We start from the raw sequence: 25433 nt of genomic DNA on the forward strand, positions 1-25433 counted from the left end.
GTTGGAAGCAGGGGGAGTTGGAAGCAGGGGGAGTTGGAAGCAGGGGGAGTTGGAAGCAGGGGGAGTTGGAAGCAGGGGGAGTTGGAAGCAGGGGGAGTTGGAAGCAGGGGGACGGTTCTTTTGCTTCCTTTTTATTTAGGAAGCAAAAGAACCGTCCCCCTGCTTCCCCGTCCCCCTGCTTCCCTCAGAAGACACGTTTTGACGTTCCACCAAAATCACCTCCCGGTTATTATGCCTGGTTGTTAATAGGGGCATACTACGGCCAGGAGGTGTTTATATGGAAATGAGAATTGAGAAAGTAAGAAAGAATAACGAAGGCGACATCACCGATGTAATGATGAACGGCAACATTTACAGTATCGACCAGGCCATTATGCTGGCCCAGGACGGACTTATCGAAGGGGTGAACGTAGCCAGGGCAAGGAGCGGCCGGGAATACCTTAGGAGCAACCCTGATGAAACCGCAGAGAACAATCTGGACAACCTGCCGCAGTTTTAAACATTCGTTACTTCTGTAAGAGTACCTGAACAGGGAGGTTTCTCCAAGTTGGTTTTGTGCGGACGCAATTGAAACCGCACCCGGCGTACCAGCGCCGAACTTGTTGGCGCCGATGCTCTAATTTGTACGGAGCAATTTAAGGGACTTCCGCAGACACCGTTGCTGCATTTCTGTGGGGTCAATGTGCGAATGAATTCGCACCTGCATTTTGGGGACGCATGAACTACGAGCCGGGGGGCATAAACCCACCGGCTCGAAAGATTCATAATTGCCTCGTAATTACATAAGTTCCAAGCAATTCCTAGCCTTATCCAGCCTTAAAAGGAAGCAAAAGAACCGTCCCCTTGCTTCCTTTTAGGACTTCTCCACGGGTTTAACCTTGGCTTTTTCCTTTAAATCAAGGCCACCGTCCCTGACAATCATTTCTCCGGACTCCAGGCCGCCGGTAATTTCTATGTTCTCCTGGTCGCTCAGCCCGGTTTGCACGGTGCGGCGCTGCACCTGGCCCTGCGTCACCACCATCACTTCCTTATGGCCGTCTCCCGTGGTACGTACCGCTTCCCGGGGCAGCACCAGTACATCCTCGCGGGTCAGGGTTTCGATGGCCACCCTTACCTCATAACCAGGCTTTAAAACATCCGGGTCGGGCAGGGTAATGATTACCGGCACGCGTCGCTGAATAACACCCAGGGCGGACTCCTTTTCCTCCGCACTGGGATAGATTTTCTTTACTTCGCCGGCAAGCTTTTTCCCACCCAGTACCGGCGCGGTTATTGATACTTTTTGGCCCACTCGCACCTCGCCCAGGTCGTCACTGAGAATGTCGGCCTTCACCTCCAGTTGGCCTGCGGCAGCCAGCACGGCCAGCAGCGCGCCTGAACTGACCACCTCTTCCTGCTTGACCGGGAGATTAAGCACCATGCCGTCGGTGGGGCTTTTCACCACCAACTGGCCTTCCTTGGCGGACAGCTGACTCAACGTCTGCCTGAGCCCGGCCTCCTGGGCCAAAGCGCTGTCCAGTTTGCTGCTTTGCTCATTTAAATTCTGGCGGCAGGTTTCCACCAACAGTACAGCCTTGTCATAATCGGCGCGGGATACGGCGCCGCCCTTGAACAGCTCCTGAACCCGGTCCAAGTTATCACTGGCGTCTTTCAGTTCAAGGTTTAGCCTCTCCACAGCCGCCCGCGCCCCGGCTGCCGTGCTTCCGGCCTGCGCTATCTGTGACTGCGTATCGCTGATCTGCAGGGAAAGGTCCAGGTTTTCCAGCACCACCAGAGTCTCCCCCTGTTTTACCGGCTGGCCGGCCTCTGCCACCACCTGCGTTACCCTGGCAGTCTGCGTAGCGTGGATGTTGAAGTCTGAAGCAGGCTGCACGTAGCCGCTGTCAGTCACGGTACGGTTGACGCTGCCGGTCTGGACCTTAACCGCTGCTACTTCTTGCCCTCCCCGCATCAACAACTGAGCTGCAACCGTAAGCACGGCCAGAGCAATACCGCCCCACACATAAATCCTTCTTTTCCGCTTCATTCTGAATCCTCACCGCCTAATCTGTGTTCTTTAAAACTTCCACCATGTCAATCTGTTTGACTCCGCGTACCGCCAGGAAATGGGCAACCATAATAAAACAGACACCGCCCAGAGCGGAAAAAAGGTAGGTCTGAGGATAGATGATCACCGGTATGGTGTAAAGGTCGGTGCTGGCGGCCTTAACGTACCACTTGCTCAGATAAAGCCCGAAAGGCAAACCCAGGGCTACTCCCAGGAGCGACTGCAGGATATTCTCTTTCAACAGCAAACCGGATATCTCTTGCGTGGTAAAACCTAACACCCTGAGCGTGGCGAGTTCTCTTCTGCGCTCGGCAAAGCTGATTACCGAAGAGTTGTAGACAATGGCAAAACCCAACAACACAGCGAAAACAATCATTATGGTAAGGGAATAAACCATGCTGTCCATATTCTGGTTTAAATTGGCAAGCTCCTTACGGAGACTGGAAATCGATGAAACACCGGTCATATCTCCCAATTGTTGCTCCACCATGGCCGTCTTGCCGGGGTCTACCTTCAACATGGCCCCGGAAACCACCCCGCTTTCTTGCAGGATGCGGTTGGCCTGCTCCAAAGAAATGTACGAACCGCTGCCTACCAGCTGGCGGTTAATCCCTGTAATTTTAACTTCGGCTCGCCTGACAGGCCCCAACCCCAGAAGCGTTTCCAATTCGACCCGGTCACCGGGCCGTGCGCCCAGCTTGTCCGCCGTACTGCGGCTGATCAGGATACCTTCTTCCGGGTATGGCAGTGGTTTACCAGTGTCGTCGACCAGCTTTTTCAAGGTCAACGCCTGCGGTACTCCCACCAGGAGGTCGTCTTCCGAGCGGCCGTTGACATATAACTTCACCGGTATTTCCAAAACCGGTTCTGTCTTGATGACTCCATCCAGACGGGACAGGTTCAGCAGCTCATGATCCTTGACCGGCCCATCGAAACGGACCAGCAAGTCATAGCGTTGTTCCTCGTAAAAGTGTTTCTTAACCATATAATCAATTGCATCATTAAAGAACAATGACATCACCAGCAGGCCAACCGCGAAAACAACCCCCACCATTGTCACTGCAAAGCGCCCCCGCTTGCGGTTGATCGTCCTAAGGCTCATTTTCCAGGCCGGGTCAAGCCTGCGCCACAAGCAGTTCCACTGCTCGAACACGACCCGGCCGGTCCCCGCAGGGGGCTCCGGGCGCATGGACTCAGCCGGCCTGATCACCACCACCCCGCGGGATGCGGTAAGGCCGGCTATAAGGCTCACTCCCAAAGAGAGAAACAGGCCCGATAAGATAGCAGTCAGGTTCACCCCGCCGATGGATTGCGGCAGGTTGAAGTAAAGCGCGTAAGCCTGCGACATCACCGTGGCCAGCCCGAGACCCAACAGGCTGCCCAATAGCGCTCCCAAAAGGGCTACCGCCAGGGCGTAGCCGGTATAGTGCAGCATAATCTGCCCGCTGCCGTACCCCAGGGCCTTCATCACCCCGATCTGCTGGCGTTGCGCCTTAACCATCCGGCCCAGCATGACAAACTGGATCAGGGCGGCGACACCCAGAAAGATAACCGGCATAAAGCTGGCCAGGGTGCGCAGCCCGTTAAGCTCCCCCTGCAGAATGGCGTGGCTGAGCTGGTCCTCACGGGGGTAGTCCGCCAGGTTGCCGTAAGGCTCAAGCAAGGTCTTTACCTGCTCCGCCACATGTTTGCCGTCTGCCCCCGGCGCAAGTGTTATGACCACCTGGTTGATTTCACCGTTCAAGTTAAGAATCTGTTCGGCCTGGTTCTGCGGCATCATGATGATCCCGAACGTTTTCGGATCAGGCATCATGGTGGCCGCGTCTTTCATGGTGACAATCGTCTCGGGGCTTATTGCCGTCCCCACCACGGTCAGAAATACCTGCTTTCCTTCGGCCACAATGCTCACCGTATCGTTAAAGGAGAGCCGGTTGGCGTTAAAGTACTGGGGATCAACCAGGGCTTCGATGCCGCCGCTCTCAGGGTATTGATCAAACAGGCGGCCCGTCTGTACCTGCAGGCGGTTGACCTCCGTATCCATGGGCAAGGGGTAGCTAATCAGGCGGGCGGTGGCCCTCTGGTGGTCCTCCTTCAGGATCGGCACATCTTTTTGAATACGACCGGTGGCCTTCATAACCCCGGGAATAGATTCGACTTGCCTGGTAACCTCCTGGGGCGCCCTGACCACCTGGAAAAAATAGTCCGCAAAATTGTTTTCCTGATAAAAAAGGCTCTGTGAGCGGTTAAGGTTATAGTAGGCGGTGGACATGCCGATATAAACAGCGATGCCTATGGTTACCACCGCCACAACGGCCAGGAACTGCCCCCTGGTGCTGCGGATGGTACGCCACAGTTTCCTGCTCAGTACACCCATTACCAGTCAATCCTTTCGGGTGACAGCGGTGACGTGTTCTCGATAATTTCCGAAATCCTGCCGCTGCTCATACGCACGATCCGTTGCGCCATAGCGCTGATCGGGGTGTTGTGGGTGACGATGACCACGGTGCTGCCCTGCTCCCGGTTGACCTTTTGCAACAGGCTGAGCATTAATTTGCCCGTCAAGTGATCCAGCGCCCCGGTCGGTTCGTCGCATAAAAGCAGGCGGGGCTTCTTGACAGCGGCGCGGGCGATGGCCACCCGCTGCTGTTCGCCGCCGCTCAACTGAGATGGAAAGTGATCAATCCTGGTCGCCAGGCCCACCTCCTTTAACATCTCAGTTACCGAAAGCGGGCCTTCGACCAGTCCGGCCGCCAGTTCAACGTTTTCCCCGGCGGTCAGATCCGGGATCAGGTTGTAAAATTGAAAGACAAAGCCCACTTCCTGTCGTCTATAAGCCGTCAACTGGCCCTCCGCGGCGCGGCTCAAGTTTTCACCGTCAAAGAACACTTCACCGGTTGAAGGCAGGTCCATGCCGCCCATAATATTAAGTAAAGTGCTCTTGCCGGAACCGCTGGGACCAAGAATAACCAGCAGCTCACCCTCATAGATGTCCAGAGAAGTCTCTTTTAAGGCATCAACGGTGACTTCGCCCATTAAGTAGGTCCTGGTAATCCCTTTCAGCTTCATCAGCACTTTATTACTCATGCCGTATTTCCTTTGCGGTGTTTTTAATAATTTGGCCCTTTTTCCATCGCCCGTACTGTTCCTCAAAATCTCCCAGATACCACCGTAAAAAATCCAGGTAGTCTTTCATCGCCGAAAGGTTCTCCAGGGCCGGACGGTTACTTTTGTCTATCAGACTGAAGCCCTGCCCGACCAGTGTTTCCCACTCAGACAAGGTGTTAATTTTATCGGTCATTGCATTTATCCATGAGATTGTCCTGAGCCGGTAGAGGTCTTTCCGCTCGCCCGGCATGCTCACCTTCTCAAATAAACGCAAGGCCAGCCCCTGCCGTACGGTCAGGGAGGCTGTAGCCTTGCTGAAGAAGAGATCTGCGGCAATCTCATCCAGAGTTTTGGGCCGTTGGGCCAGAAGCAAACAGCCGAAAACCCGTCCCAGAGTTTTGGAGACTCCCGAGCGTTCAAAAATTAAGCCCATATTCTCTATGAAGCGTGATTTCTCTGATTCGATTGTATCCATATTTTATCACTCACCCCAGTCAGTTAGATTATATAGTCTTAATTGTTTAATTTCAATTAAACAATTAAGACGTTGTCCAATTATACAGAAAAAAAATTGCTTTAAAGGAAAAAAGCCGCCCTATCGGGCGGTTCTTCCTTTTTTAGAAGATGTCTTCTAAACTGTATGCCACGGCTCTTTGGGACGCATTTCTCCTCGCATTTTTCACAGGCAAACCTGGGAGGTACAGTCAGCTCCCCCGAACCAAAATGTCAAAATACTTAACTACCTCTTCCGGAATTTCCTCTTCCACATCACACTGCAAACAGCGATATAATTGACAGCTTAAATGCTTTGTTTGCATGAACTCGCACGGCAGAGACAACTGCAAGGGACCAGGAGGCTATTTGCAATAATTTACACTATATGCGGCTGGTTTGGGTGTTGAAAATGCTTCACCGGCGGAATAGCCCACCAGAACACCGCAAACAGGAGAGAACCCTTCGGGAATACCTATTTTCCCACTAAGTTCACTCTTGCCATCAAGACCAAGCAAAGGAGAAATCACATAACACGAACCAAGCGCAAGGGCTGTTGCGGCAATTGTGATATTGGCCGCCGCACATGAGGCGGTGGCTGTATTGTATGGAGCATCCTTAGGAGCTGTTAACAAGAACAACACAGGGGCGCCATATAGCGGCTGATATCCTTCGAGAGCAGCGCGACTCATCAAAAATTCGACGCCGGAGTTCTTCATGGCAATCAATGTCGCATCATTTAATTCTTTCAGTACATCTGTATTTTCGACTACAGAAATATGGAGCGTACCTGCCTTTGGAGCATTATTTGCTGCCGCGATAAGCTGCTCAATCTTGTCGGCTTCTACAGGTTTTGGCTGATAGCTTCGCGTGCTTTTTCTCAATTCAATTGCTTTTAATGCATCCATGAAAAACCACCTTTACTTTTTATTGGAGTGTACATATAATTCTACGGATAATGGAAGATGCAGATCGTTTGGGAATTGTCTCACCCTGATGATTATACGTTACTGTAAACCAATTTATATTTTTCGTAAAATGTTATGGCGCCCGATAGCGTGAAGTATTAGCGTGTCGCTGTTTTGCTCAAAAACAACCCTAATATCTTTGTTGACATAAGCCTCCCAAAACCCTGTACCCTTGATCCGGTGAATCTTAAGTGAATTATGTTTTGGATTGACAGCCATAAAACGTAGAGTTTTCCTGGTCTGCTTTCGTTCGGCAGCTGATAGCTTCCGAAAGTCATTATTAAAAGGGTCAGTTAGAATTATCGTCGGCATTCTTTTCTTCCCCAAGGTACTCTAATAATTCGTCGGCATTGGAAAATGTTTTATATCGGCCTTCTTTTAAGGCGTCAGCGCTTTGCTTCATTTTTTCCTGCCAAGCAACAGACCAAAAATACTCTTGGCTTTTATCGTGCCATGCAACGGGTTTGATAAAAATTCCCCCATCCCGTTCCTCTAAGGCGATATAATCCCCTTCCTGTATATTTAGTTTTTTAGCAATCTGAGACAGACTGATAAGCATACGTTTTTGTACCTGCTGTATGACCTCTGGCATCTGCAACGCCTCCTTAACTGATTAGCTGCAAATACAGTTTATCTGCATTTTAAGGTGTTGTCAATTAAAACCTGATCGCCCGAAACTGGCCTTTTATTCAACACTTTTTCAATGACCCGATCTGTCTGGCTTGGTGTGGCATCAGTTACCTACCGCAAAAAGAAGTATGCCACAATAAAAACGTCACATTGTATCTCCGTGGACCGGCCTATTTCACTAAGACCGACCATATTACTTTTCTTCCGAATCCCCATTTCGCATTTTATTAATGCCTAGCATTATTTTATCAAAGCTCATATCGTTCAGCCAATTATTTCTATCTTTTGTATAATCACCCGTCCCTATGTCATACTGCTGGATAAATCTAGCCATTCCCGCTGGACCAAGCGGTTTTACCAGGGCCGCTATACCAGCTTTTCGAAGCTGACTAGGACTCATCGTTTGAATCTGCAATTTGTATCACCTCTAAAAACCATATTACTGGATTTTCAACTCTTACTCTCAGTTTGTTTTTATTCCTTTTTGCTTTACTTAGGAATTTGTCATCAGTCGTTAAGAGCACTTCGGCAACCACACTTTCAGCACTGGCAAGATGCAAAGCGTAAAATGGCTTAAATCCTATGCTCACAAGGTAATCGGCTCTTTTTTTTTACTCCTTATTTAGAGATTATGGACAGGATTACCTGCTATAACTCTATTATAAGGAGTTTTTCTTGAATTACCATGATATTTATGGTAATTCACCTATATTGGCTAAATTTAGATTGACGGATTAGAAATCTGTTAATGCAACGCTAGTGATATTTGATAGAGTAAAAAATATTACTATAGGGAAAATAAGTTTTTTTAATTAATAATAATTATAAGGTAAATATAGGAGGATGTAACTGTGGATTTAAAAGGTGAACAAAATAAACAAGATAAACGGCAGATAGAAGAATATAAAAAACATCCAATGATTAATTTTGCAGATTCAATAAACCGTTCAATGATTGGAGATTTAGGGGCGTTATCAAAAGGTGGTTGCCTTACAAAGGTTATCATTACAGTTATAATTATTGGAGTATTATTTATTCTCTCACGATGCTCTTAATTAATTAGAATAAGTAGGGCTGGGTCGGGAATTAAATAAATACTGATGTGCTCTATTTTCGTATAATGTCGAGGCGTGTTGAAATGTTTTTCATAGATAGTGTCTCAATTCAGGAAAAGTAGTTGAGTATGATTTAAGGATGGTGGTGAACTTGAAAGGTTACAAAAAAGGATTTATCGCTGGAGCGTTATTGTTATTTACTTTCGTGATAATATTCAGTACCCAAGTTTATGCTTCTCAAAGTATCGAGAATACCGCAAAACAAGTGGTGGTTGATTTCTTTAATAAATAAAAAATAATGATATAGATGCTGCAATAAATAGTTCTATTGATACTTTTTGGGAAAATGAGACTGAGCGCCGCGGACAGTTTGTAAAAACACAAAAAGAATTTAAAGATTTCAAAATAGAATCTGTTAGAAAAGTTGATGCAAATAAAGTATATGTAATTGCCACAATAAGTATGACTAATGCATATGATACCACAATTCAATATCCAGTGGTTAAAGAAGGGGAAAAATGGATAATAGATATCTCAAATTCCACTGTAATACCACTTGATTTACTAGAAAAAACAACACGGTTAAAGTGAAAATAGCCTAAAGGCCACACATTGGCTCGGGATACTGCTGAAATAAAAAATGATGAAAAGATGTGCTAAATTGTTAGCTAAAGTTTTGGCGATTTTGGAGCAATAACAAATGTTTTTTCCATAGACAATAATACCAATAAAAGTATAGAGGGAAAGACTTTTAACACCATCTCCAACAATTGGGACTTTGTAAAGCGATTAGAAACTTTTTTGCTTACTCAAAATCTTGCCTCAAATTAATATAGAGCGCTTGGTAAAATACGTTTAAATACTGGTTGTGAGCAGAGCCTGTTGCCGCTCAGATTTCCTGTCAGAATCTTCTCCCCAGATACTCATATCAACGCTCCCTCCGCACTTCCGTCCATGACAGGCTTGACAGTATTGAATTTGATACCCTCCTGCCTCGTCGCCGGAGTTGACGGGTTGGAAAAACCGGCTACGTAAATTTTCCGCTTCATTGCAGCCGGATAGACCGAATAATAATAAATATCCGCCTCCCGCTAACCCCGTTCCGCCCCCGTGTTAATTTCCCCCCGCGCCAGTGAGGCATAGATGCCGAACAAGCACGTGACGGCAAATACCATGAAAGAAACTTTCACGCTGGCAACGATCTGATCGGCGTAAGCCGGGCTCAGCCCGGCTGTACCTACATAGAGGTCAATGAACAGGGTGGCCACGGCCATACTCACGGCCTGCCCGACGAGCCGCATGGTGCCCAGGGTGGAGGAGGCCACACCGTAAAACCTTTTTTCAACCGAACCCATAATGGCATTGCTGTTCGGGGAGGAAAACAGGGCAAAGCCTGTTCCGAGTAAGGCCAGGTTGAGGATAATCAGCCAAACCGGCGTGCTCCTGCTGATGAAGACAAGGATGAACAGCCCCAGGGTGGTCAGGCCCATGCCCCAGGAAGCTACCACCCGTGGTTCGACCCGGTCCGAAAGCCTGCCGGTAAACGGCGAGAGCAGAGCCATGATGACAGGCTGCGCCAGCAGGATCAGCCCGGCTGTCTGAGAGTTAATCCCCATTACCACCTGTAGATGCAGGGATAGCAGGAAACCCACCGCAAAGGTGGCGCTGTAGTTGATCAGGGCCGCCAGGTTGGAAAAGGCAAAGCCCACATTTTTGAAAAGTTTCATATTTAAAATAGGGTGCTGCGCTCTGATCTCGTGGCGTACAAAAAGGACCATCAAAACCAGTCCCAGGACCAGGATATACTTGGCCCAGACGGACGTGGCTATGGTGGAGAAACCGTATAGTACGGCAACCAGCCCGACTATGTAGAGGACCGTACCGGTCGAGTCAAAACGTTCCCCTGCCGCGCCCAGCCACTCGCCCTTAAGTTTGGTCAAGGTAACCACAAAAGCGGCCGCTCCCAGCAAAACAATAAAATAATAGATAGACCGCCACCCCATCTGGTGGTTTAATACCCCGCCCAGAACAGGACCTAATGAAAGGCCCGTATAGACCGCAGCCAGGTTGTAACCAAGCGCCTTGCCCCTCTCCTGCGGCGGAAAAACTGAAGTGAGGATGGCCATGCTGGTCCCGAAAATCATCGCTCCTCCGCTCCCCTGCAGCAACCTGAACACTATCAGCGACTCAATCGACCAGGCGGCAGCGGACAACAGGGAGCCCAGGGTAAAAACGGCCAGACCGGTAACAAATACTTTTTTTCTTCCCACCATATCCGCCAATCGCCCGAAGGGCAACAGCAGGGCGGCCGTGATCAGCAGGTAGCTGCTGACCGTCCAGCTGAGCAGAGTGGCGCCGGCGTCAAATTCCAGGCCAATGTTGGGAATGGCTAGGTTGACGGCGCTGCCCATAAATGGAGTTAAAAAGGAAGCCATTATGGCTGAAATTAATGTGTGTTTACGAAGTGACGTGTTTTCATCCATGGTGGTCCTCCTGTTGCTACTTGTTTTTTTATTTGCTGAAGTTTGTTCATTTAGCAGGGTAAATTACAGTGCTATTATTCATCACGTCAAAAGCGCTGGTAAAACGGCCCTAGTTATACCCATATTATCAAAAATGAAAAATATATTATCTTAATTTTGACAGTTGCTGTCATAATCCTGCAAAGCTGCCAGGCACAGCAGAACAAATCCTTCTTATCGGGCGCACAAGAACAAATTCGCCCTATCGGGCGACTTAATTAAACCGGGGATAGATTAGCTATGGGCTATCTCTATCCTCGGTTTCACCCGTATAAAACATATCCCTCCCGCACTGTGGACAATCAACGGTAGGCATTACTCCAGGCTTTTCATCCCAAGCAAATTCATCAATTATCCACGCAGGGATCCATTCGCTAAACCCACAACTCTGACAACGATACCTGTGATGTTCCCTGTCCTCTGGGCCGTCCTGAAATGGAATTACATCTTCGTCCCATATTTCGTCTGTTTTGCCCGCCATCCTCCACAACACACTCCTTCTTCATATCAGCAATGGCATCATAAATGTAGCCATAACGGGGATGCCAAATCACCCAGAGTTCCATCTCACATTTGCAACTTGGACACTTAAGGGGATTCTTACCAAAACTTTGTATCAATCGTTCTTTCCACGTCTGTTTTTTTGCCGCGGCCGGCTTCAGCTTACTTTTTATTCTCGTTTTCAGGTATTTATAAAGCCCTACTATTTTTTGAGCCAATTTGTTAAGATCACGACGGTAAATGCCATATCGCCTGACCATCTTGAAATGCTTTTTAGGTATATGCATAATCAGTTTCCCAATAAATTCGAGAGCATGCAGCTCTTCCTCTTTCCTTTGTTCATCCCTATGATCAATATACCAAAACTTTACCTTCTCACCATCATAGCCAATTATTCTAGACTCTGCTATTGCTGGCCGGGCTAAATACCGGCCTATATATTCCGCCGCTCCCTTGGCATCTCTCATCCTATTTTTAGCATGTACGTAAAAACCTTTTGGATATCTACGGTATAATTCATTTATTAGCTTCTTTATCCCCGGCTCACGTCCAAATCTCTTTTGAATAATTCCCAGCATTACTTTCTGCCAGCTTTTCCTTAAGTAATTGTAAGGAATATACCCCACGTCTTTCCAATTCTTAAACTTATCTATTGCACCTTCCGTTACCAAGGCATGAACGTGAGGATTAAAACCTAAATTACGTCCAAAGGTATGAATTGTTGTAATTATACCAACTTCATAACCCATTTTTTTGGACTTGTTCCTGTACCAGTATTGAATTACCTCTGCAACTCCGTCGCTCAGATCTTTTAGCAGTTCTCTATGCCAATAAAACTTACCCCTTAATTCTTGGGGAATAGAAAACACCGTGTGGCGATGCCCTACATCTATAATCCTTTCAACCTGTTTGTTTACCCAATTATCTATATAAATCTTACCGCATCGATTACAAAACCGGCTCTTACATGAAAATCCTACAACCCTTTGATGCTTGCCACATTCCGGGCAAATATACTTAGCATAGCCGTACCGTGGGTCACCACACTTTAACATCTTTTCAACAGATTCTATGACACTCTCAACTAGATCTTTGGGAATCTTTTGCAAATTAGTTTTTTTAAATTCTTCCCAGTGGTCAGCAAAGATCTGCTTGATTTTAATTGTCTCTATCTGCTCTCTACCATTTGCTTCCATACCATAATTCTACACTTATCCACAAACTTCGAAAAGCATAATTTCCTATACAAGAACAAATTCGCCCTATCGGGCGACTTAATTAAACTGGGGATAGATTAGCTATGGGCTATCTCTATCCTCGGTTTCACCCGTATAAAACATATCCCTCCCGCACTGTGGACAATCAACGGTAGGCATTACTCCAGGCTTTTCATCCCAAGCAAATTCATCAATTATCCACGCAGGGATCCATTCGCTAAACCCACAACTCTGACAACGATACCTGTGATGTTCCCTGTCCTCTGGGCCGTCCTGAAATGGAATTACATCTTCGTCCCATATTTCGTCTGTTTTGCCCGCCATCCTCCACAACACACTCCTTCTTCATATCAACAATGGCATCATAAATGTAACCATAACGGGGATGCCAAATCACCCAAAGTTCCATCTCACATTTGCAACTTGGACACTTAAGGGGATTCTTACCAAAACTTTGTATCAATCGTTCTTTCCACGTCTGTTTTTTTGCCGCGGCCGGCTTCAGCTTACTTTTTATTCTCGTTTTCAGGTATTTATAAAGCCCTACTATTTTTTGAGCCAATTTGTTAAGATCACGACGGTAAATGCCATATCGCCTGACCATCTTGAAATGCTTTTTAGGTATATGCATAATCAGTTTCCCAATAAATTCGAGAGCATGCAGCTCTTCCTCTTTCCTTTGTTCATCCCTATGATCAATATACCAAAACTTTACCTTCTCACCATCATAGCCAATTATTCTAGACTCTGCTATTGCTGGCCGGGCTAAATACCGGCCTATATATTCCGCCGCTCCCTTGGCATCTCTCATCCTATTTTTAGCATGTACGTAAAAACCTTTTGGATATCTACGGTATAATTCATTTATTAGCTTCTTTATCCCCGGCTCACGTCCAAATCTCTTTTGAATAATTCCCAGCATTACTTTCTGCCAGCTTTTCCTTAAGTAATTGTAAGGAATATACCCCACGTCTTTCCAATTCTTAAACTTATCTATTGCACCTTCCGTTACCAAGGCATGAACGTGAGGATTAAAACCTAAATTACGTCCAAAGGTATGAATTGTTGTAATTATACCAACTTCATAACCCATTTTTTTGGACTTGTTCCTGTACCAGTATTGAATTACCTCTGCAACTCCGTCGCTCAGATCTTTTAGCAGTTCTCTATGCCAATAAAACTTACCCCTTAATTCTTGGGGAATAGAAAACACCGTGTGGCGATGCCCTACATCTATAATCCTTTCAACCTGTTTGTTTACCCAATTATCTATATAAATCTTACCGCATCGATTACAAAACCGGCTCTTACATGAAAATCCTACAACCCTTTGATGCTTGCCACATTCCGGGCAAATATACTTAGCATAGCCGTACCGTGGGTCACCACACTTTAACATCTTTTCAACAGATTCTATGACACTCTCAACTAGATCTTTGGGAATCTTTTGCAAATTAGTTTTTTTAAGTTCTTCCCAGTGGTCAGCAAAGATCTGCTTGATTTTAATTGTCTCTATCTGCTCTCTACCATTTGCTTCCATATCATAATTCTACACTTATCCACAGACTTCGAAAAGCATAATTTCTTATACAAAAAAAAGGAGCGCTGCTCCTTAGGCTTGTATTTTCATTTCCGCTGGCTGATCGGTCAGGACGGAAAGTTACACTATCATCTTTTACAATTTGTGCCGACGCTATTACCTTTTGTTACTTCATCAATTGTGTATAATTTCACCTTAATTGCCTTCATCATATATCGATCAGTTTGATTTCATCCAATTTATACCACATCTATCTCTTTTATGAAAAACTCCTGGCCGGTATAAGGGACAAGGTTGATGCCGCCGCATTTCGGACAGGACAGATTATCAAAGCCTTTATGCGAATCGACCGGAAAAACTTCATTGCAGTCCCGGCAAATACAAGTAAGGGGAATCACATTGATCTTCACAGCAGCACCCTCGGCAACCGTACCTCGCGCCATAAACAGGAAGCATTTCTGCATCAGGTCTTCCACAATGTCGCGCATCTCTCCGATTTCCAACTTTACACCGACTACCTTGCTGACTTTGTTGGCTTCGGCATGCTTGATAACAAGCTGCAACACACTTTTGGTGACTGATAATTCATGCACTAGCCGCACCTTCGATAAGATAAAATGTAGACAACAGCTATCTTGAACATAATTTTAGAATCCATACCCGGACCAAGTGCAAATACTGAGGAAACACAATAGTCCGGGATAGATTCAAAAATCATTGTTCAATTCGGGCTGGTTTTTGCACGCTATTATGGCCGTTGCCCCATCCCGTTTAAACAGACCAATCAGATTTCGCCGCGTTCCTTACGGATGGCTTGCATTTTTTCATAAGCGTCGAATAAGGTATCCTGCAGGGCGAGGATCTCATCGTCGCTCTTCCTGACCAGGGCTCTGGCACCTTTCGGACAAGTGCGGACACACTGACCGCAGCCGACACAACGGTCAGCTTCGCTGACAGCCTTTCTCCCGTCATCAAGGGAGCAGCACTGGGTCGGGCACTTGGTAACGCAGGTGCCGCAGCCGTCGCATTTATTACGGTCCATATTGATTTTATAGTGGGAAACATGCGCGGTTGCGGCGCCGCCAAAGCTCTTGGTCATCTGGAGAAGGCCGCATCTGTCGACAGCGCAGCTGCACATGACTTCGCCTTCCTTGGAGTTTGCCACGTGCAGGCACAAGCCCATCTCGATGCTTTCCTTGATCATATCGATGGCTTCCTGCTTGGTCATCTCCCGGCCGATCCCAATGTCGATATAGAAACGAGCCATATCGTCAAAGGCCAGACAGACTTCTTTACGGGGATCGTCATAGCCTCCACCTGCGGCAGTTGAAATCCGGCACAGACACTTGGAAACGGCGAACAGCTTTTTGGACTCGATCAGATCCACCGCGTCGTCAAAAGGCAGTACTTCGCTGCCGGTGACCAGATTGGAATTGACCGGTATTGAACGGAAGAAGGGAATTTCGGTGCTTCCAAACCACTGCTTGCCCCAAATCTCCCCGGCATGTGCGCCATAATCGGCGAGCCAGTCGGCTTTGCCTTCTTGGATGTCTTTGTCGACATTGTCAACATTGAATTCAAGAAATCCGTGTGCTACTGGGACCACGCGGTAAGAATTTATCTCACCTTCACGGCGCCTTCTGAAAATGAGGCCTCTCATGCTCAGGTCTTCCAGGATCTTTTCCGCTTCGCCGGATTCTCTCCCGGAGAACTTCGCATACTCGTCGGCGGTGAAGAACTTATCGAGTTCCATTTCCAGCACGTAAGCCGCGTCCTCTGGAGTGAAGAATCTTTCCAGCAGGGCGAATTCCACACCGCTGTTGGTAGGGCCGTAACCGAACGCGAGTGAATTCATACGATCTCTCAATTTCACGTATATTTCCGCCGGTTCCTTTTTCAAAAAAAGCACCCTCTTTCTTGATGTTTTATATCAAAGCTCATTAGCGCTGCACAAGCTGAATCTATCCAAGTCCAGATTGACGGTTTTGGCATCAACCCAGTATCAGTTATTTATGGTGTATTACAACCAACATAATTTTCACAAATTTCTTGGTAGATTTTATTGTGGTCTATTTTTGTCTACCTTTCGACATTTGCATCGCTCATAACTCAGTTAACGAACAAAGGTTTCGAACGAATCATAAAGATAAGTGCGAAAAATCCTTTTGATTGTTAGGAGGCCGCGATAGCTCGTTATAACCTTGACCAATACTTAATGTATAAAAGATATTGTCTTTATTTTTGTTTCTTTTGGGCAACAGCAGACCGGAGCCAATCATACCATTCATCCATGCCAGTACCTTTACGTGCCGAAACTTCGAACGTCGTAGCACGACTATTTATTCTTTTTAAATATTTACGGCATTTTTCAATATCAAATTCCAAGATATCCACCAAATCGATTTTGTTCAGCAGGAAAATGTCCGAACTTATAAATATCCCCGGGTATTTGATCGGTTTATCCTCGCCCTCGGTCACACTCAAAACCAGCACCCTGTAATCTTCGCCCAGATCGTATTCGCTGGGACAGACGAGATTCCCAACGTTTTCAATAAACAAAATATCCAAAGCATCAAGGTCAAAACTCGGTAGAGCTCTTTGCACCATGCCGGCCTCCAAATGGCAGCCGCTCAAGGTGTTAATCTGATAGGCCGAAATACCGGTGTTTTTAATTCTTTCAGCGTCGTTCGCTGTTTCCTGATCACCTTCGATCACAGCCATCTTATACTCGGTAGACATAGCCAGCGCCGTCTTTTCAAGCAGCGTAGTCTTGCCTGAGCCCGGAGAACTGACGAGATTCAGGACAAGAATACCCCTTTCCTTAAACTCTTCACGCAAATGAAACGCAATATGATTATTTTTATCAAACGCGGTTTCCATCGTATGCAGTATTCTCACATCATGGTCATGCTCATCATGTTCAAAATTATCATGACCGCTGGCGCCGCATCCACACGTTGAGCACATGCTTAAGCCTCCACCCGTTACCAAACCCGTATTTCTTTAATGATTATTTCTTTCCCGGACAGCAGGTCCCATTCTTCACTGCCGCACGCAGGGCATTCAAACTCATTTTCCACAACATGGAATACTTGCCTGCATTTCAAACAAAGGCCATTGGCGGGGATCACTTCTATTTTCAGTTCCGCGTTTTCCAGCAGCGTCTCATATACCGCCGCCGGGAAGCAAGCCTCGACCAGTTCCGGTACGAGCGCGCTCAATTGACCCAACTGCAGGACAAGCCGCTTTACGCCATGAGCGTGTTCCTCTTTTGCTTTAGCATCGGCAATTTTAACGATTTCTATGACTACGCCCATCTCATGCATAATTTCACTGTAGCAGCGTAACTTTTACTCTTAAAGAAAAAGTCACGCGCTTCCTTTTTTTATTTCTATTACTTTGCCAGTTTGGCAGCGATCTTGCCGGCGCTTCCGGCGTAAACAACAGTTTGCTCAATCAGTTCCTGCCTGCTGACATGGTTCGACCTCGCGCTCCTTCGAACTTGTATTTGGTTGTACACAGTCCGCATCTATAGATTGGCCGATAAGCTTACACAGAAACCTCCTTTACATTTTAATAGCCTCTCGGCATTCGCCGAGGCAGATGGCACAAGGCTTTGCTTGAACCATCGTTATTGAATTCCTCCTACTTACCATAGAGGAATTTTTTTTAAATCCGCATCCAATTGGGAATTCGGATCTAAAATATTGTTGTGAAATTTGTCGGAAACACTTGACATTTCCAGAATAACCCCAAAATCGGTTAGGAGGAATATTTTTCCTTACTAATTGCGATTGGGATGTTTATTTTGAAACCTGTCATTAAACTGATGTGGTACATACGCATTTACGGCATCATGATGTGTCAGCACATGGATGCCTGGTATGCCCACCAGCAAGAAGATCTGAAAAACTTAAAACAACTTATTTCCCAAACGGCTGCTTAAGGCTATTTTTAATAGAGGCCGTTAGGCTTCTTTGCCATGCCCATTTTTAGGAATGTCGTGAAAAGGACAGTCTTTTTAGCCTGGCATGCCAGAATTTCCAGTTGCTTTATTCCAGATTTAATGATTCCTCCCATCTAATGCCAAGAGCCTATTTTATAAAGATTATACACAGATACAAAAAAGATGAACATGTACAGACCTTTTAAAAAAAGTTACCTTATTGTGTGCTTACTACATCATTCTATATGCCTTTGTGATAAAAAGCACATAAAGGAAAGGCTGTTTATGCCAGTAGCACAAACAGCCTTTCTGGAATCTTTTATCCCTTTTTAATAATACTGACGGCCTGAGAGGTACAAAAGAAAGTACATATACCGCAGCCGATACATCTTGACGGATTGATCGCTATGCGGCTAGTTTCCATATCTATCGCACTGACGGGGCAGCTGTCGATACAGCCGCAACATCCGGTACACTTATCAGCATCCACTTGTGCAATATAAATCGATGTTGACTCAATGCGGGAGACAACGCCGGGAATGACTGTCCGTGCGGCAATACAGCAGCATGTGCAGCAGCTGCAGACAAAGTATGACGATTCATTGTTCTGCGGCTTGACTATCTCATGGAACAGCCCCTCTGCTTCGCTTTTTTTCAAAACCTCGATTACTTCTTGACGGGAGATGGGGCGGCCTCTTCCCGTTCTGATATAAAACTCCGCATAGGGACCGATCTGAATGCAGATGTCCTTTATGGTATGACCGCAGCCTCGCCCCAGTTTCTCCTTTGCGCTGCGGCATAAGCAGTCAGACACGGAATAAATGGAACCCTTTTCTATATAAGACAGTACTTCATTGAAAGAAGCATGATAGGGAACAGCAGATACGGAAACATTTATCGGCACTGAACGGACGGCAGTTTTTTTCCGTTCCGGTCGATTAATAAACTCATTGATCTCATCCACATAATCCTGAATGTACTGTGCTATCTCTGCGTCAAGCCCATCCTTGAGCAGAAAATCCAGGATACCGGAGCAGAACGGCGCCAGTTGATAGAAAGTCACGTCCTTTTTATATGTGGCAAAAGAGATCCCTTTCTTGACCAGTCTGTCCAGTATTTTTTCGGCCTTAACCTGAGAGAATCCCGTTTTGGAAGCGAATTCCACAGCGGTAATTCCATGATCATCCAGTTTCATCGCCGCCTTTACGTCTTCTTCAGACAACAGCCGGCGGAATATCTTGACAAAAGGCCTGCTTTCATCATGGGGTATACGGTAAGGATTTTCGTAAATTTGATCTATATAGTCTGCTAATTCGGTATAGATACTCATAGGCAATCGTTTCACCCGTCCTTCAATCGAACAGATCCGCTTTCAGCAACTCCTGCAGCATATAAGAATAGCTGAATTTTAATCTAACATCCGCATCTTCAAGGTCGATATTGAACAGCTCCTTGGCGCGGCTAATCCGATAGGAAACGGTGTTTTTGTGAATAAACAGCTTGTCCGCCGTGGACTTCAGATTTTTGTTGAACTGTATGTAATAATAAAGTGTTTCGAAATATCGGGTATCGTTTTGCTGGTCGTATTCGATGATACCGGCACACTCTCTGCTGATATAGCCATTGATGTCCGTCTTATTTCTTCTCAAGCCGGACAGCATCAGATCATATAGTTTATAGTTTTCGTAGCTCACGATGCACTCCGAGGGATTGAGCTTCGCCAGCAGCTTCAGGATCCGTATGGTCTGGTCGTGGTATTTGCGGCTCAGGAACAGGTCGTCAAAGCTGTCACTGAAGCCGATCCGCAGTTTGTTTTTGGCGTAGTAGTCTCGGTACTGAGAAAGATACTCCATCATCTCCTTTTCCGTCATCCCGCTTTCAAACAGGATCACCGCATCGTTCATATAGCTGACGGAGATCGCATCTTTAAAAACCTGATTGATGTGTTCCCGCAGATGATCGACACGGATGTCATATGTGTTGTTATAGAGTCCGATATCGATCACAATTATATAGTACCGCGAATTCAGCTTAAACATGGTGTTTTTCATGCAGTCCATGAGCATTTTCCGGTCGCTAAAGTTTCCGTTCAGGCAATCCAGTAGGATACTGCCGTAATCGGAATACAGTTTTCCGCCCACCGTTCTATTACCAGCGTCAATCATTTTGGCCAGCAGTCTGCTTACGACCTGCAAAAAAATCAGATTCCGCTCGCTGATCCCCCCATTGGCCTCGATCGACAGCAAATACCCCACATGATTCCTGCCAACGTTCAGTCTACTGATGCATCGTCTGAGCGGACTCGCCAGACAGCCGGAGAAAAACGGCTGGTTCAGTTTGGTTTCATTTTTTACTTCTTCAATATTATTGAACATTGAGATGAATTCATAAGAGCAATACCCGCGCGACATGATATCGTTCCACTGAAAATCATCGGTCGTACAGCTTGAGGAGCTCGCTATAACTTTATAGCTGTTGTCGATAATGATAATCGGGTTGTTGATGGTCTGAGCTGCCACCTCAATAATATCCTGCAGTTTTTCTTGCGACAGGAACGCGTCAAGAAGGATATATGTATCTTCAAAGACGAGATTTTGGTTGCTGATCAGCGAAGCGCATTTTTCCGAGATTTCATCCAGATCTGTCTCCCGGGGAAAAACCATGATGCAGTTGTCATTTTTATTGGGAATATTAAACTCATCCATATCCTCAATTAAAAAAAGCGTTATTCCATTCAGAAAACGCAGGGTGTTTTGCATCTGTGATTCGTAACCGATATACAGCGTGTTTTTCACAAAATCAGTATTGACGGTTATTCTGTCAATATTGGTCACAACTGTATTATGTTTGGGCATTGAGATGACCCTGGGCGAATAGGGCCTGAGATCCAAAATGAAATTCTTAATTTGCTGCATCAGTCTTCTCCTCTTGTGCTCCCGATTTGTCTTTGCACCCATCTCAGCAACTGGATAGACTTATGTTTTTCTATTAATATTTTATTTGCCATTTTCATTATATAAAGAATATACATATGTTTCAAGTATCCTATCCTTATTTATCAAGGGCTTGGCGTTTTGAAATTGTCTCCTATCCAGGGAAGAATCATTGGCAATAAAAAGAGATATTTCCAACCCACCCCTCAATGATTGTAATGCTATTTCTTAATATCTTCTATTTTTCAGAACTTTTTAGGGTATCAATACGCATTAATTAAAACCGAAAAAACGAGGAGTACATTTTGCACCCCTCGTTTTTTGTTTCGCTAAAAAGTCTACTGCTGGATTATGCCTGCCACGCTTTTACATTCTTCCGAATCCAGTCGCACCATTTGTCGAAGCCTTCGCCAGTCTTGGCGGAGATAAAAAGCACCTCAGCGTTCGGGTTGCGATCATGAATTCTCTTGACAACCGCTTCATCGTCAAAATCAAAAACGCACTTGGTGTCAATCTTGTTGATTAGCACCAGATCACTGACCTGGAACATCAACGGATATTTCAGCGGCTTGTCATCGCCTTCCGGCACACTGAGAATCATAACGTTCTGGCAAGCGCCTGTATCAAACTCTGCTGGACAAACAAGATTGCCAACGTTTTCAAGTACCACGAGGTCCAAATCTACAATACCAAATTTATCCAGGCCCTGCCGCGTCATGCCTGCGTCCATATGGCACATACCACCAGTATGCAGCTGTATCGATTTTGCACCGGTAGCAGCAATTTTTTCAGCATCCACAATAGCATCGATGTCAGCTTCCATGACGCCGATTTTCATTTCTTCTTTCAGCATTTCAATGGTACGCATCAATGTAGTGGTCTTGCCTGCACCAGGTGAAGACATAAGATTCACCATGAATGTTTTTACTTCTTTCAAATATTTTCGCAGTTCATCTGCCGCATGATCGTTCTCCGCGAATATACTCTGCTTAACCTCAATTAATTTAATTTCTGACATTATATCAACACCTTAATATTTTTAACAGTAAATTCTTGTCCCATATTGGAGCAAATTTCTCTACACTGCTGGCTAATAGAACAAGGTATTCAAATTTTGTTTAATCGCTTTCCCGGAACATAATATTCTTCAGCACGAACTCTCTGCCGCCGAGAATAGTCTTATTCCGGCTTTGGCATCGTGGGCATTTGCCCTCGTTCTTCATGACATTATACAATGAATGACACTCACGACATAGAGCTTCGCCGGGAACATTCTGAATCAACAATGTGGAACTTTTAAGAATCTCTTTATTTTCTACTACAACCGGATAATATTTTTCCAGAAATACCGGAAGAATTCCTGAAAGCTCTCCGACTTCGATAGAAATTGAGTCGATTCTTTTAACATTGTTCTTCATAGCAATTTCTTCTGCCAGTTTTACCACTTCGTATAAAACGCTAATTTCATGCATAAGTTCTTTTATTTACTTTCATTAGCCAGAATCTGACCCAGTGCAACGAGCAGATCTTCATACTGCATACCCCATGCGTCATACTCTTTCCTTAAAGTGATTGCATCAAACTTGCAGCGGGTGGTGCACAGGCCACAGCCGATGCAGATATTTTCATCAACATGAGCAACACCGCAACCCAGACAGCGTTCAGTCTCGTTTTTGACCTGTTCTTCGGTAAAGGTTGCACGGGAGTCATTGAAGGTCTTCACTGCTTCTTCCTTGACCATAGGACGCTGACGCGGCATGGTATCGTAGCTGCTAAGATCAGCATTTTCCTTATCAAGATAATGGAGATTTCTACGGTCACGACCGAGTACCAGACTATGACCTTCCCAAACATAACGGTGCAGGGATTCAGCTGCTTCCTTGCCTGCTGCGATAGCGTCAATAGCAAACTTCGGGCCGGAATAAGCGTCGCCGCCAACGAAGATATCAGGTTCTGCAGTCTGATATACTTCGAACGGAGTCGGCAGGTGGTATTCTTCGGGTTCCAGACCGGCTGCTACAGCAGTCTTAAATGTAACAACATCCTGAATCGGAACGGTCTTTGCTGTATTGTTGCTGTTTAGTTCAACCTTGCTGCCATCCAGCAGGCTGCCCCATTCGATAGACTGACCGATTGCAGCAAGAACGTTGTCACACTCTACTGTCATGGTGTCGTTCTCATCGTACTTCGGGTTGAACTCCCCGGTTTCTGGATCAATGGTAGACAGACAACGCATGAATTCTACGCCAACAACCCTTCCGTTTTCAGTAAGGATGCGCTTCGGTCCCCAACCATTGTTGATGGAAATGCCTTCTGCTTCAGTGTCTTCTATTTCATCTGCGGAAGCAGGCATGGTTTCGCGGGATTCCAGGCAGTAAAGCGCAACAGCATCGGAGCCTTTGCGGATAGCGGCTCTTGTTACATCAACTGCTACATTGCCGCCACCGATGACTACAGTCTTACCAGCCAGCTCAGCCTGCTTGCCAAGGTTGATCTGCTTCAAGAAATCAACTCCTGACATAACGTTTTCGGAATCTTCACCCTCGATACCAAGCTTACGGCCGCCCTGAGCGCCAATTGCCAGGTAGAAGCCCTTGAAGCCGCACCGACGCAGTTCGTCCAAAGTGACATATTTGCCGACTTCTGCCCCGGTAACAAACTTGACACCCATTGCACGCAGGATATCGATTTCTGCTTCCACGATGCTCTTTTCAAGACGAAATGACGGAATACCAAGTGTCAGCATGCCGCCGAGCTGCTTTTCTTTTTCAAACACAGTAACATCATGACCGAGTTCTGCCAGATAGTAAGCGCAGGACAGGCCGGCAGGGCCGGAACCGACTACTGCAATCTTCTGGCCCTTGTCATTCAATTTCTTAGGAACAAAGCGGGTTTCAGCCTTCATGTCCTGCTCGGCAATGAACTTCTTGATTTCATCGATAGCAACAGGATCATCAATATCGCCGCGGCTGCAAACATCTTCGCACCGACGGTTACAGATGCTGCCACATACCGCGGGAAGTGGATTATCCTTCTTAATCAGTTCCAGTGCCTCACGGTACTTACCCTGAGATGCTAATTTAATATAACCCTGAACAGCAATGTGCGCCGGGCAATCTGTCTTGCAGGGAGAAGTGCCGGTTTCCGGAACAACATAACCACGTTCGGTCAACAGGTCAGGTCTCCAGTGCTTTTCACTATATTCAGGATTTCCCGGAATTACAGCAGCTTTAATTTCTACAGGCTTCTTTTCGCAAAGTTGCTGGCTCAGCTTAACAGCATTCATGGGACATACTTCTACGCACTGGCCGCAAGCAACGCACTTTTCTTTGTCAACACTAGATAAATAATTTGAGCGAACCATGTCCGGGGTGTTGCAGTACCAGCCCGTACGGAGCGCCATGCAGGAGGACCAATGGCAGTTGCAGATAAAAGTAGATTCTTCAGGTCCATAGACATTAGTCAGTTCATGAACAAAGCCGTTTTCTTCTGCTTTTCTTAAAATTTCATAGCATTCTTCCTTAGAAATTCTTCTTGCTTTGCCGGTGCGGATACAGCTTTCTGAGAAACTGCCAAGTGAAATGCACCATTCACCTTCGAGGTCATGACCGATTTCACCGTTCATACGACGGGTATGACGGCATTCACAGGGGGCAACAGAGATAGAAGGATAGTATTTATCAACCCAGTAGGAAGCCTCTTCCAGGTTAACCGTTTTACTATCATTTTCGACTGCCTTCTGAACCGGGAGTACACGTACAAGGCCGGTGCCCATCGGGAAGTACTTGGAGAATCCCTTATTCAAGCCTTGAATATATGCAGGGAATGCCCAGGCGATCTGCGGATACTTGTCCGTACGCCAATAATCCATTGCGCCCAGTTCCATACTGCCGGGAACAAAAATAGGAAGATAAACACGGTCTACACCTTTGTCATCAGTCATGTATTCAAGAATACCGATATGCACCATCTCGTCGAGCAGTTTCGCGGTATATTCCAGGGGCTTGTCAATTCTCTTAGAGACTTGGTCGATATAGGTAGGCGTACGGAGTTCAATCTTCAGTGCCGTGTCTACCATTTCGTCGGTCAGCAATGCGTCAAAAAAGATATATTCAGGGGATGTTTCGGTCGGATTCTGGTTCAGAGCATTGATATGCGTGACCAATTTGGCAAGATTTTCTCGCAAGATTATCAACTCCTTATTAATTTTAATTTCTAAATCGCAGAAAACATACTTCCGTATTCCTGCAATTATTTTAAAATTATTATATAGAACCCGAAATTCATTGAACATATTTCACACAATCAAAACCGAAGCCTCTTTCTGTTTTCAAAACACAAAACTTTATCTAGCTGATACATAAATTCATCTTAAAAAACGCCAAAGCACAAAAATATCCCCGTTTTTGTGCTTTGGCGTTAATTATCCATATGATTTTCTCTTAGGAATTGCCTAATTTGGACAGAGCAAGAAACA

General features: G+C 46.0%; 24 protein-coding genes. 3 read left to right on the forward strand and 21 right to left on the reverse strand.

What is annotated here, in order from left to right; all coding sequences use genetic code 11:
- Positions 1 to 287: hypothetical protein (locus Psch_RS21010; RefSeq protein ID WP_206663810.1), on the forward strand; the 287-nt coding region annotated here is incomplete at its 5' end.
- Complete coding sequence (locus tag Psch_RS20715) at positions 278 to 499, forward strand: DUF3892 domain-containing protein (RefSeq protein WP_190259598.1); 222 nt, start codon at positions 278 to 280, stop codon at positions 497 to 499. The genes Psch_RS21010 and Psch_RS20715, both read left to right, overlap by 10 nt.
- A 354-nt stretch (positions 500 to 853) precedes the next feature.
- Here the strand turns inward: Psch_RS20715 and Psch_RS20720 are convergent, their stop codons facing one another.
- The 8 genes from Psch_RS20720 to Psch_RS20755 all read right to left on the reverse strand — a co-directional run bounded on the left by Psch_RS20720 (position 854) and on the right by Psch_RS20755 (position 7832).
- The gene (locus Psch_RS20720; RefSeq protein WP_190259599.1) at positions 854 to 2026 is read right to left on the reverse strand and encodes an efflux RND transporter periplasmic adaptor subunit; all 1173 of its coding nucleotides are present in this window, start codon (positions 2024 to 2026) and stop codon (positions 854 to 856) included.
- 16 nt (positions 2027 to 2042) lie between these two features.
- Positions 2043 to 4421: an ABC transporter permease gene (locus tag Psch_RS20725; RefSeq protein ID WP_190259600.1), complete on the reverse strand. Its 2379-nt coding sequence runs from the start codon at positions 4419 to 4421 to the stop codon at positions 2043 to 2045.
- Positions 4421 to 5131 (reverse strand): ABC transporter ATP-binding protein, encoded by a 711-nt coding sequence (locus tag Psch_RS20730; RefSeq protein ID WP_190259601.1) that lies wholly within the window; start codon positions 5129 to 5131, stop codon positions 4421 to 4423. The genes Psch_RS20725 and Psch_RS20730 overlap by 1 nt, the downstream gene beginning before the upstream one ends.
- Positions 5124 to 5627 (reverse strand): GbsR/MarR family transcriptional regulator, encoded by a 504-nt coding sequence (locus tag Psch_RS20735; protein WP_190259602.1) that lies wholly within the window; start codon positions 5625 to 5627, stop codon positions 5124 to 5126. The genes Psch_RS20730 and Psch_RS20735 overlap by 8 nt, the downstream gene beginning before the upstream one ends.
- Positions 5628 to 6009: 382 nt before the next feature.
- Positions 6010 to 6552 (reverse strand): nitroreductase family protein, encoded by a 543-nt coding sequence (locus Psch_RS20740; RefSeq protein ID WP_190259603.1) that lies wholly within the window; start codon positions 6550 to 6552, stop codon positions 6010 to 6012.
- Between the two features lie 349 nt (positions 6553 to 6901).
- Positions 6902 to 7204, reverse strand: a complete 303-nt coding sequence (locus tag Psch_RS20745; RefSeq protein WP_134220079.1) for an AbrB/MazE/SpoVT family DNA-binding domain-containing protein — start codon at positions 7202 to 7204, stop codon at positions 6902 to 6904.
- Between the two features lie 231 nt (positions 7205 to 7435).
- Positions 7436 to 7657 carry a hypothetical protein gene (locus tag Psch_RS20750; protein ID WP_206663811.1) on the reverse strand — a complete coding sequence of 74 codons (222 nt, stop codon included), beginning with the start codon at positions 7655 to 7657 and terminating at the stop codon, positions 7436 to 7438.
- Positions 7632 to 7832 carry a hypothetical protein gene (locus Psch_RS20755; RefSeq protein ID WP_190259604.1) on the reverse strand — a complete coding sequence of 67 codons (201 nt, stop codon included), beginning with the start codon at positions 7830 to 7832 and terminating at the stop codon, positions 7632 to 7634. The genes Psch_RS20750 and Psch_RS20755 overlap by 26 nt, the downstream gene beginning before the upstream one ends.
- A gap of 261 nt (positions 7833 to 8093) precedes the next feature.
- Here Psch_RS20755 and Psch_RS20760 point away from each other — a divergent pair, with 261 nt between their 5' ends.
- Positions 8094 to 8297: a DUF6366 family protein gene (locus Psch_RS20760; RefSeq protein WP_190259605.1), complete on the forward strand. Its 204-nt coding sequence runs from the start codon at positions 8094 to 8096 to the stop codon at positions 8295 to 8297.
- Positions 8298 to 9388: 1091 nt separating this feature from the next.
- Here Psch_RS20760 and Psch_RS20765 read toward each other — a convergent pair.
- The 13 genes from Psch_RS20765 to Psch_RS21525 all read right to left on the reverse strand — a co-directional run bounded on the left by Psch_RS20765 (position 9389) and on the right by Psch_RS21525 (position 25145).
- Positions 9389 to 10780 carry an MFS transporter gene (locus Psch_RS20765; RefSeq protein WP_190259606.1) on the reverse strand — a complete coding sequence of 464 codons (1392 nt, stop codon included), beginning with the start codon at positions 10778 to 10780 and terminating at the stop codon, positions 9389 to 9391.
- A gap of 413 nt (positions 10781 to 11193) precedes the next feature.
- Entirely contained in the window at positions 11194 to 12516 is a 1323-nt protein-coding gene (locus Psch_RS20770; RefSeq protein WP_190239491.1) for an IS91 family transposase, read from the reverse strand.
- A gap of 238 nt (positions 12517 to 12754) precedes the next feature.
- The gene (locus tag Psch_RS20775; RefSeq protein ID WP_190259607.1) at positions 12755 to 14077 is read right to left on the reverse strand and encodes an IS91 family transposase; all 1323 of its coding nucleotides are present in this window, start codon (positions 14075 to 14077) and stop codon (positions 12755 to 12757) included.
- Positions 14078 to 14316: 239 nt separating this feature from the next.
- Complete coding sequence (gene hypA, locus Psch_RS20780) at positions 14317 to 14670, reverse strand: hydrogenase maturation nickel metallochaperone HypA (RefSeq protein ID WP_190259608.1); 354 nt, start codon at positions 14668 to 14670, stop codon at positions 14317 to 14319.
- Positions 14671 to 14861: 191 nt separating this feature from the next.
- Positions 14862 to 15977 (reverse strand): 4Fe-4S binding protein, encoded by a 1116-nt coding sequence (locus tag Psch_RS20785; protein ID WP_190259609.1) that lies wholly within the window; start codon positions 15975 to 15977, stop codon positions 14862 to 14864.
- A gap of 335 nt (positions 15978 to 16312) precedes the next feature.
- Positions 16313 to 17044: a hydrogenase nickel incorporation protein HypB gene (hypB, locus tag Psch_RS20790; RefSeq protein ID WP_190259610.1), complete on the reverse strand. Its 732-nt coding sequence runs from the start codon at positions 17042 to 17044 to the stop codon at positions 16313 to 16315.
- Between the two features lie 17 nt (positions 17045 to 17061).
- Complete coding sequence (locus tag Psch_RS20795; RefSeq protein ID WP_190259611.1) at positions 17062 to 17403, reverse strand: hydrogenase maturation nickel metallochaperone HypA/HybF; 342 nt, start codon at positions 17401 to 17403, stop codon at positions 17062 to 17064.
- Positions 17404 to 17471: 68 nt separating this feature from the next.
- Positions 17472 to 17597 (reverse strand): hypothetical protein, encoded by a 126-nt coding sequence (locus Psch_RS21520; RefSeq protein ID WP_282432499.1) that lies wholly within the window; start codon positions 17595 to 17597, stop codon positions 17472 to 17474.
- A 745-nt stretch (positions 17598 to 18342) separates the two neighbouring features.
- Positions 18343 to 19353: a 4Fe-4S binding protein gene (locus Psch_RS20800; protein ID WP_190259612.1), complete on the reverse strand. Its 1011-nt coding sequence runs from the start codon at positions 19351 to 19353 to the stop codon at positions 18343 to 18345.
- A 22-nt stretch (positions 19354 to 19375) separates the two neighbouring features.
- Complete coding sequence (locus Psch_RS20805) at positions 19376 to 20938, reverse strand: PucR family transcriptional regulator (protein ID WP_190259613.1); 1563 nt, start codon at positions 20936 to 20938, stop codon at positions 19376 to 19378.
- Positions 20939 to 21305: 367 nt separating this feature from the next.
- Positions 21306 to 21974 (reverse strand): hydrogenase nickel incorporation protein HypB, encoded by a 669-nt coding sequence (hypB, locus tag Psch_RS20810; RefSeq protein WP_190259614.1) that lies wholly within the window; start codon positions 21972 to 21974, stop codon positions 21306 to 21308.
- Between the two features lie 100 nt (positions 21975 to 22074).
- Positions 22075 to 22428 carry a hydrogenase maturation nickel metallochaperone HypA/HybF gene (locus tag Psch_RS20815; RefSeq protein WP_190259615.1) on the reverse strand — a complete coding sequence of 118 codons (354 nt, stop codon included), beginning with the start codon at positions 22426 to 22428 and terminating at the stop codon, positions 22075 to 22077.
- An 8-nt stretch (positions 22429 to 22436) separates the two neighbouring features.
- On the reverse strand, positions 22437 to 25145 hold the full coding sequence (locus Psch_RS21525) for an FAD-dependent oxidoreductase (protein ID WP_427910130.1): 2709 nt from the start codon (positions 25143 to 25145) through the stop codon (positions 22437 to 22439).
- Between the last annotated feature and the right edge of the window lie 288 nt (positions 25146 to 25433).

The organism is Pelotomaculum schinkii (assembly GCF_004369205.1).
In the GTDB taxonomy this organism is placed as follows: domain Bacteria; phylum Bacillota; class Desulfotomaculia; order Desulfotomaculales; family Pelotomaculaceae; genus Pelotomaculum_C; species Pelotomaculum_C schinkii.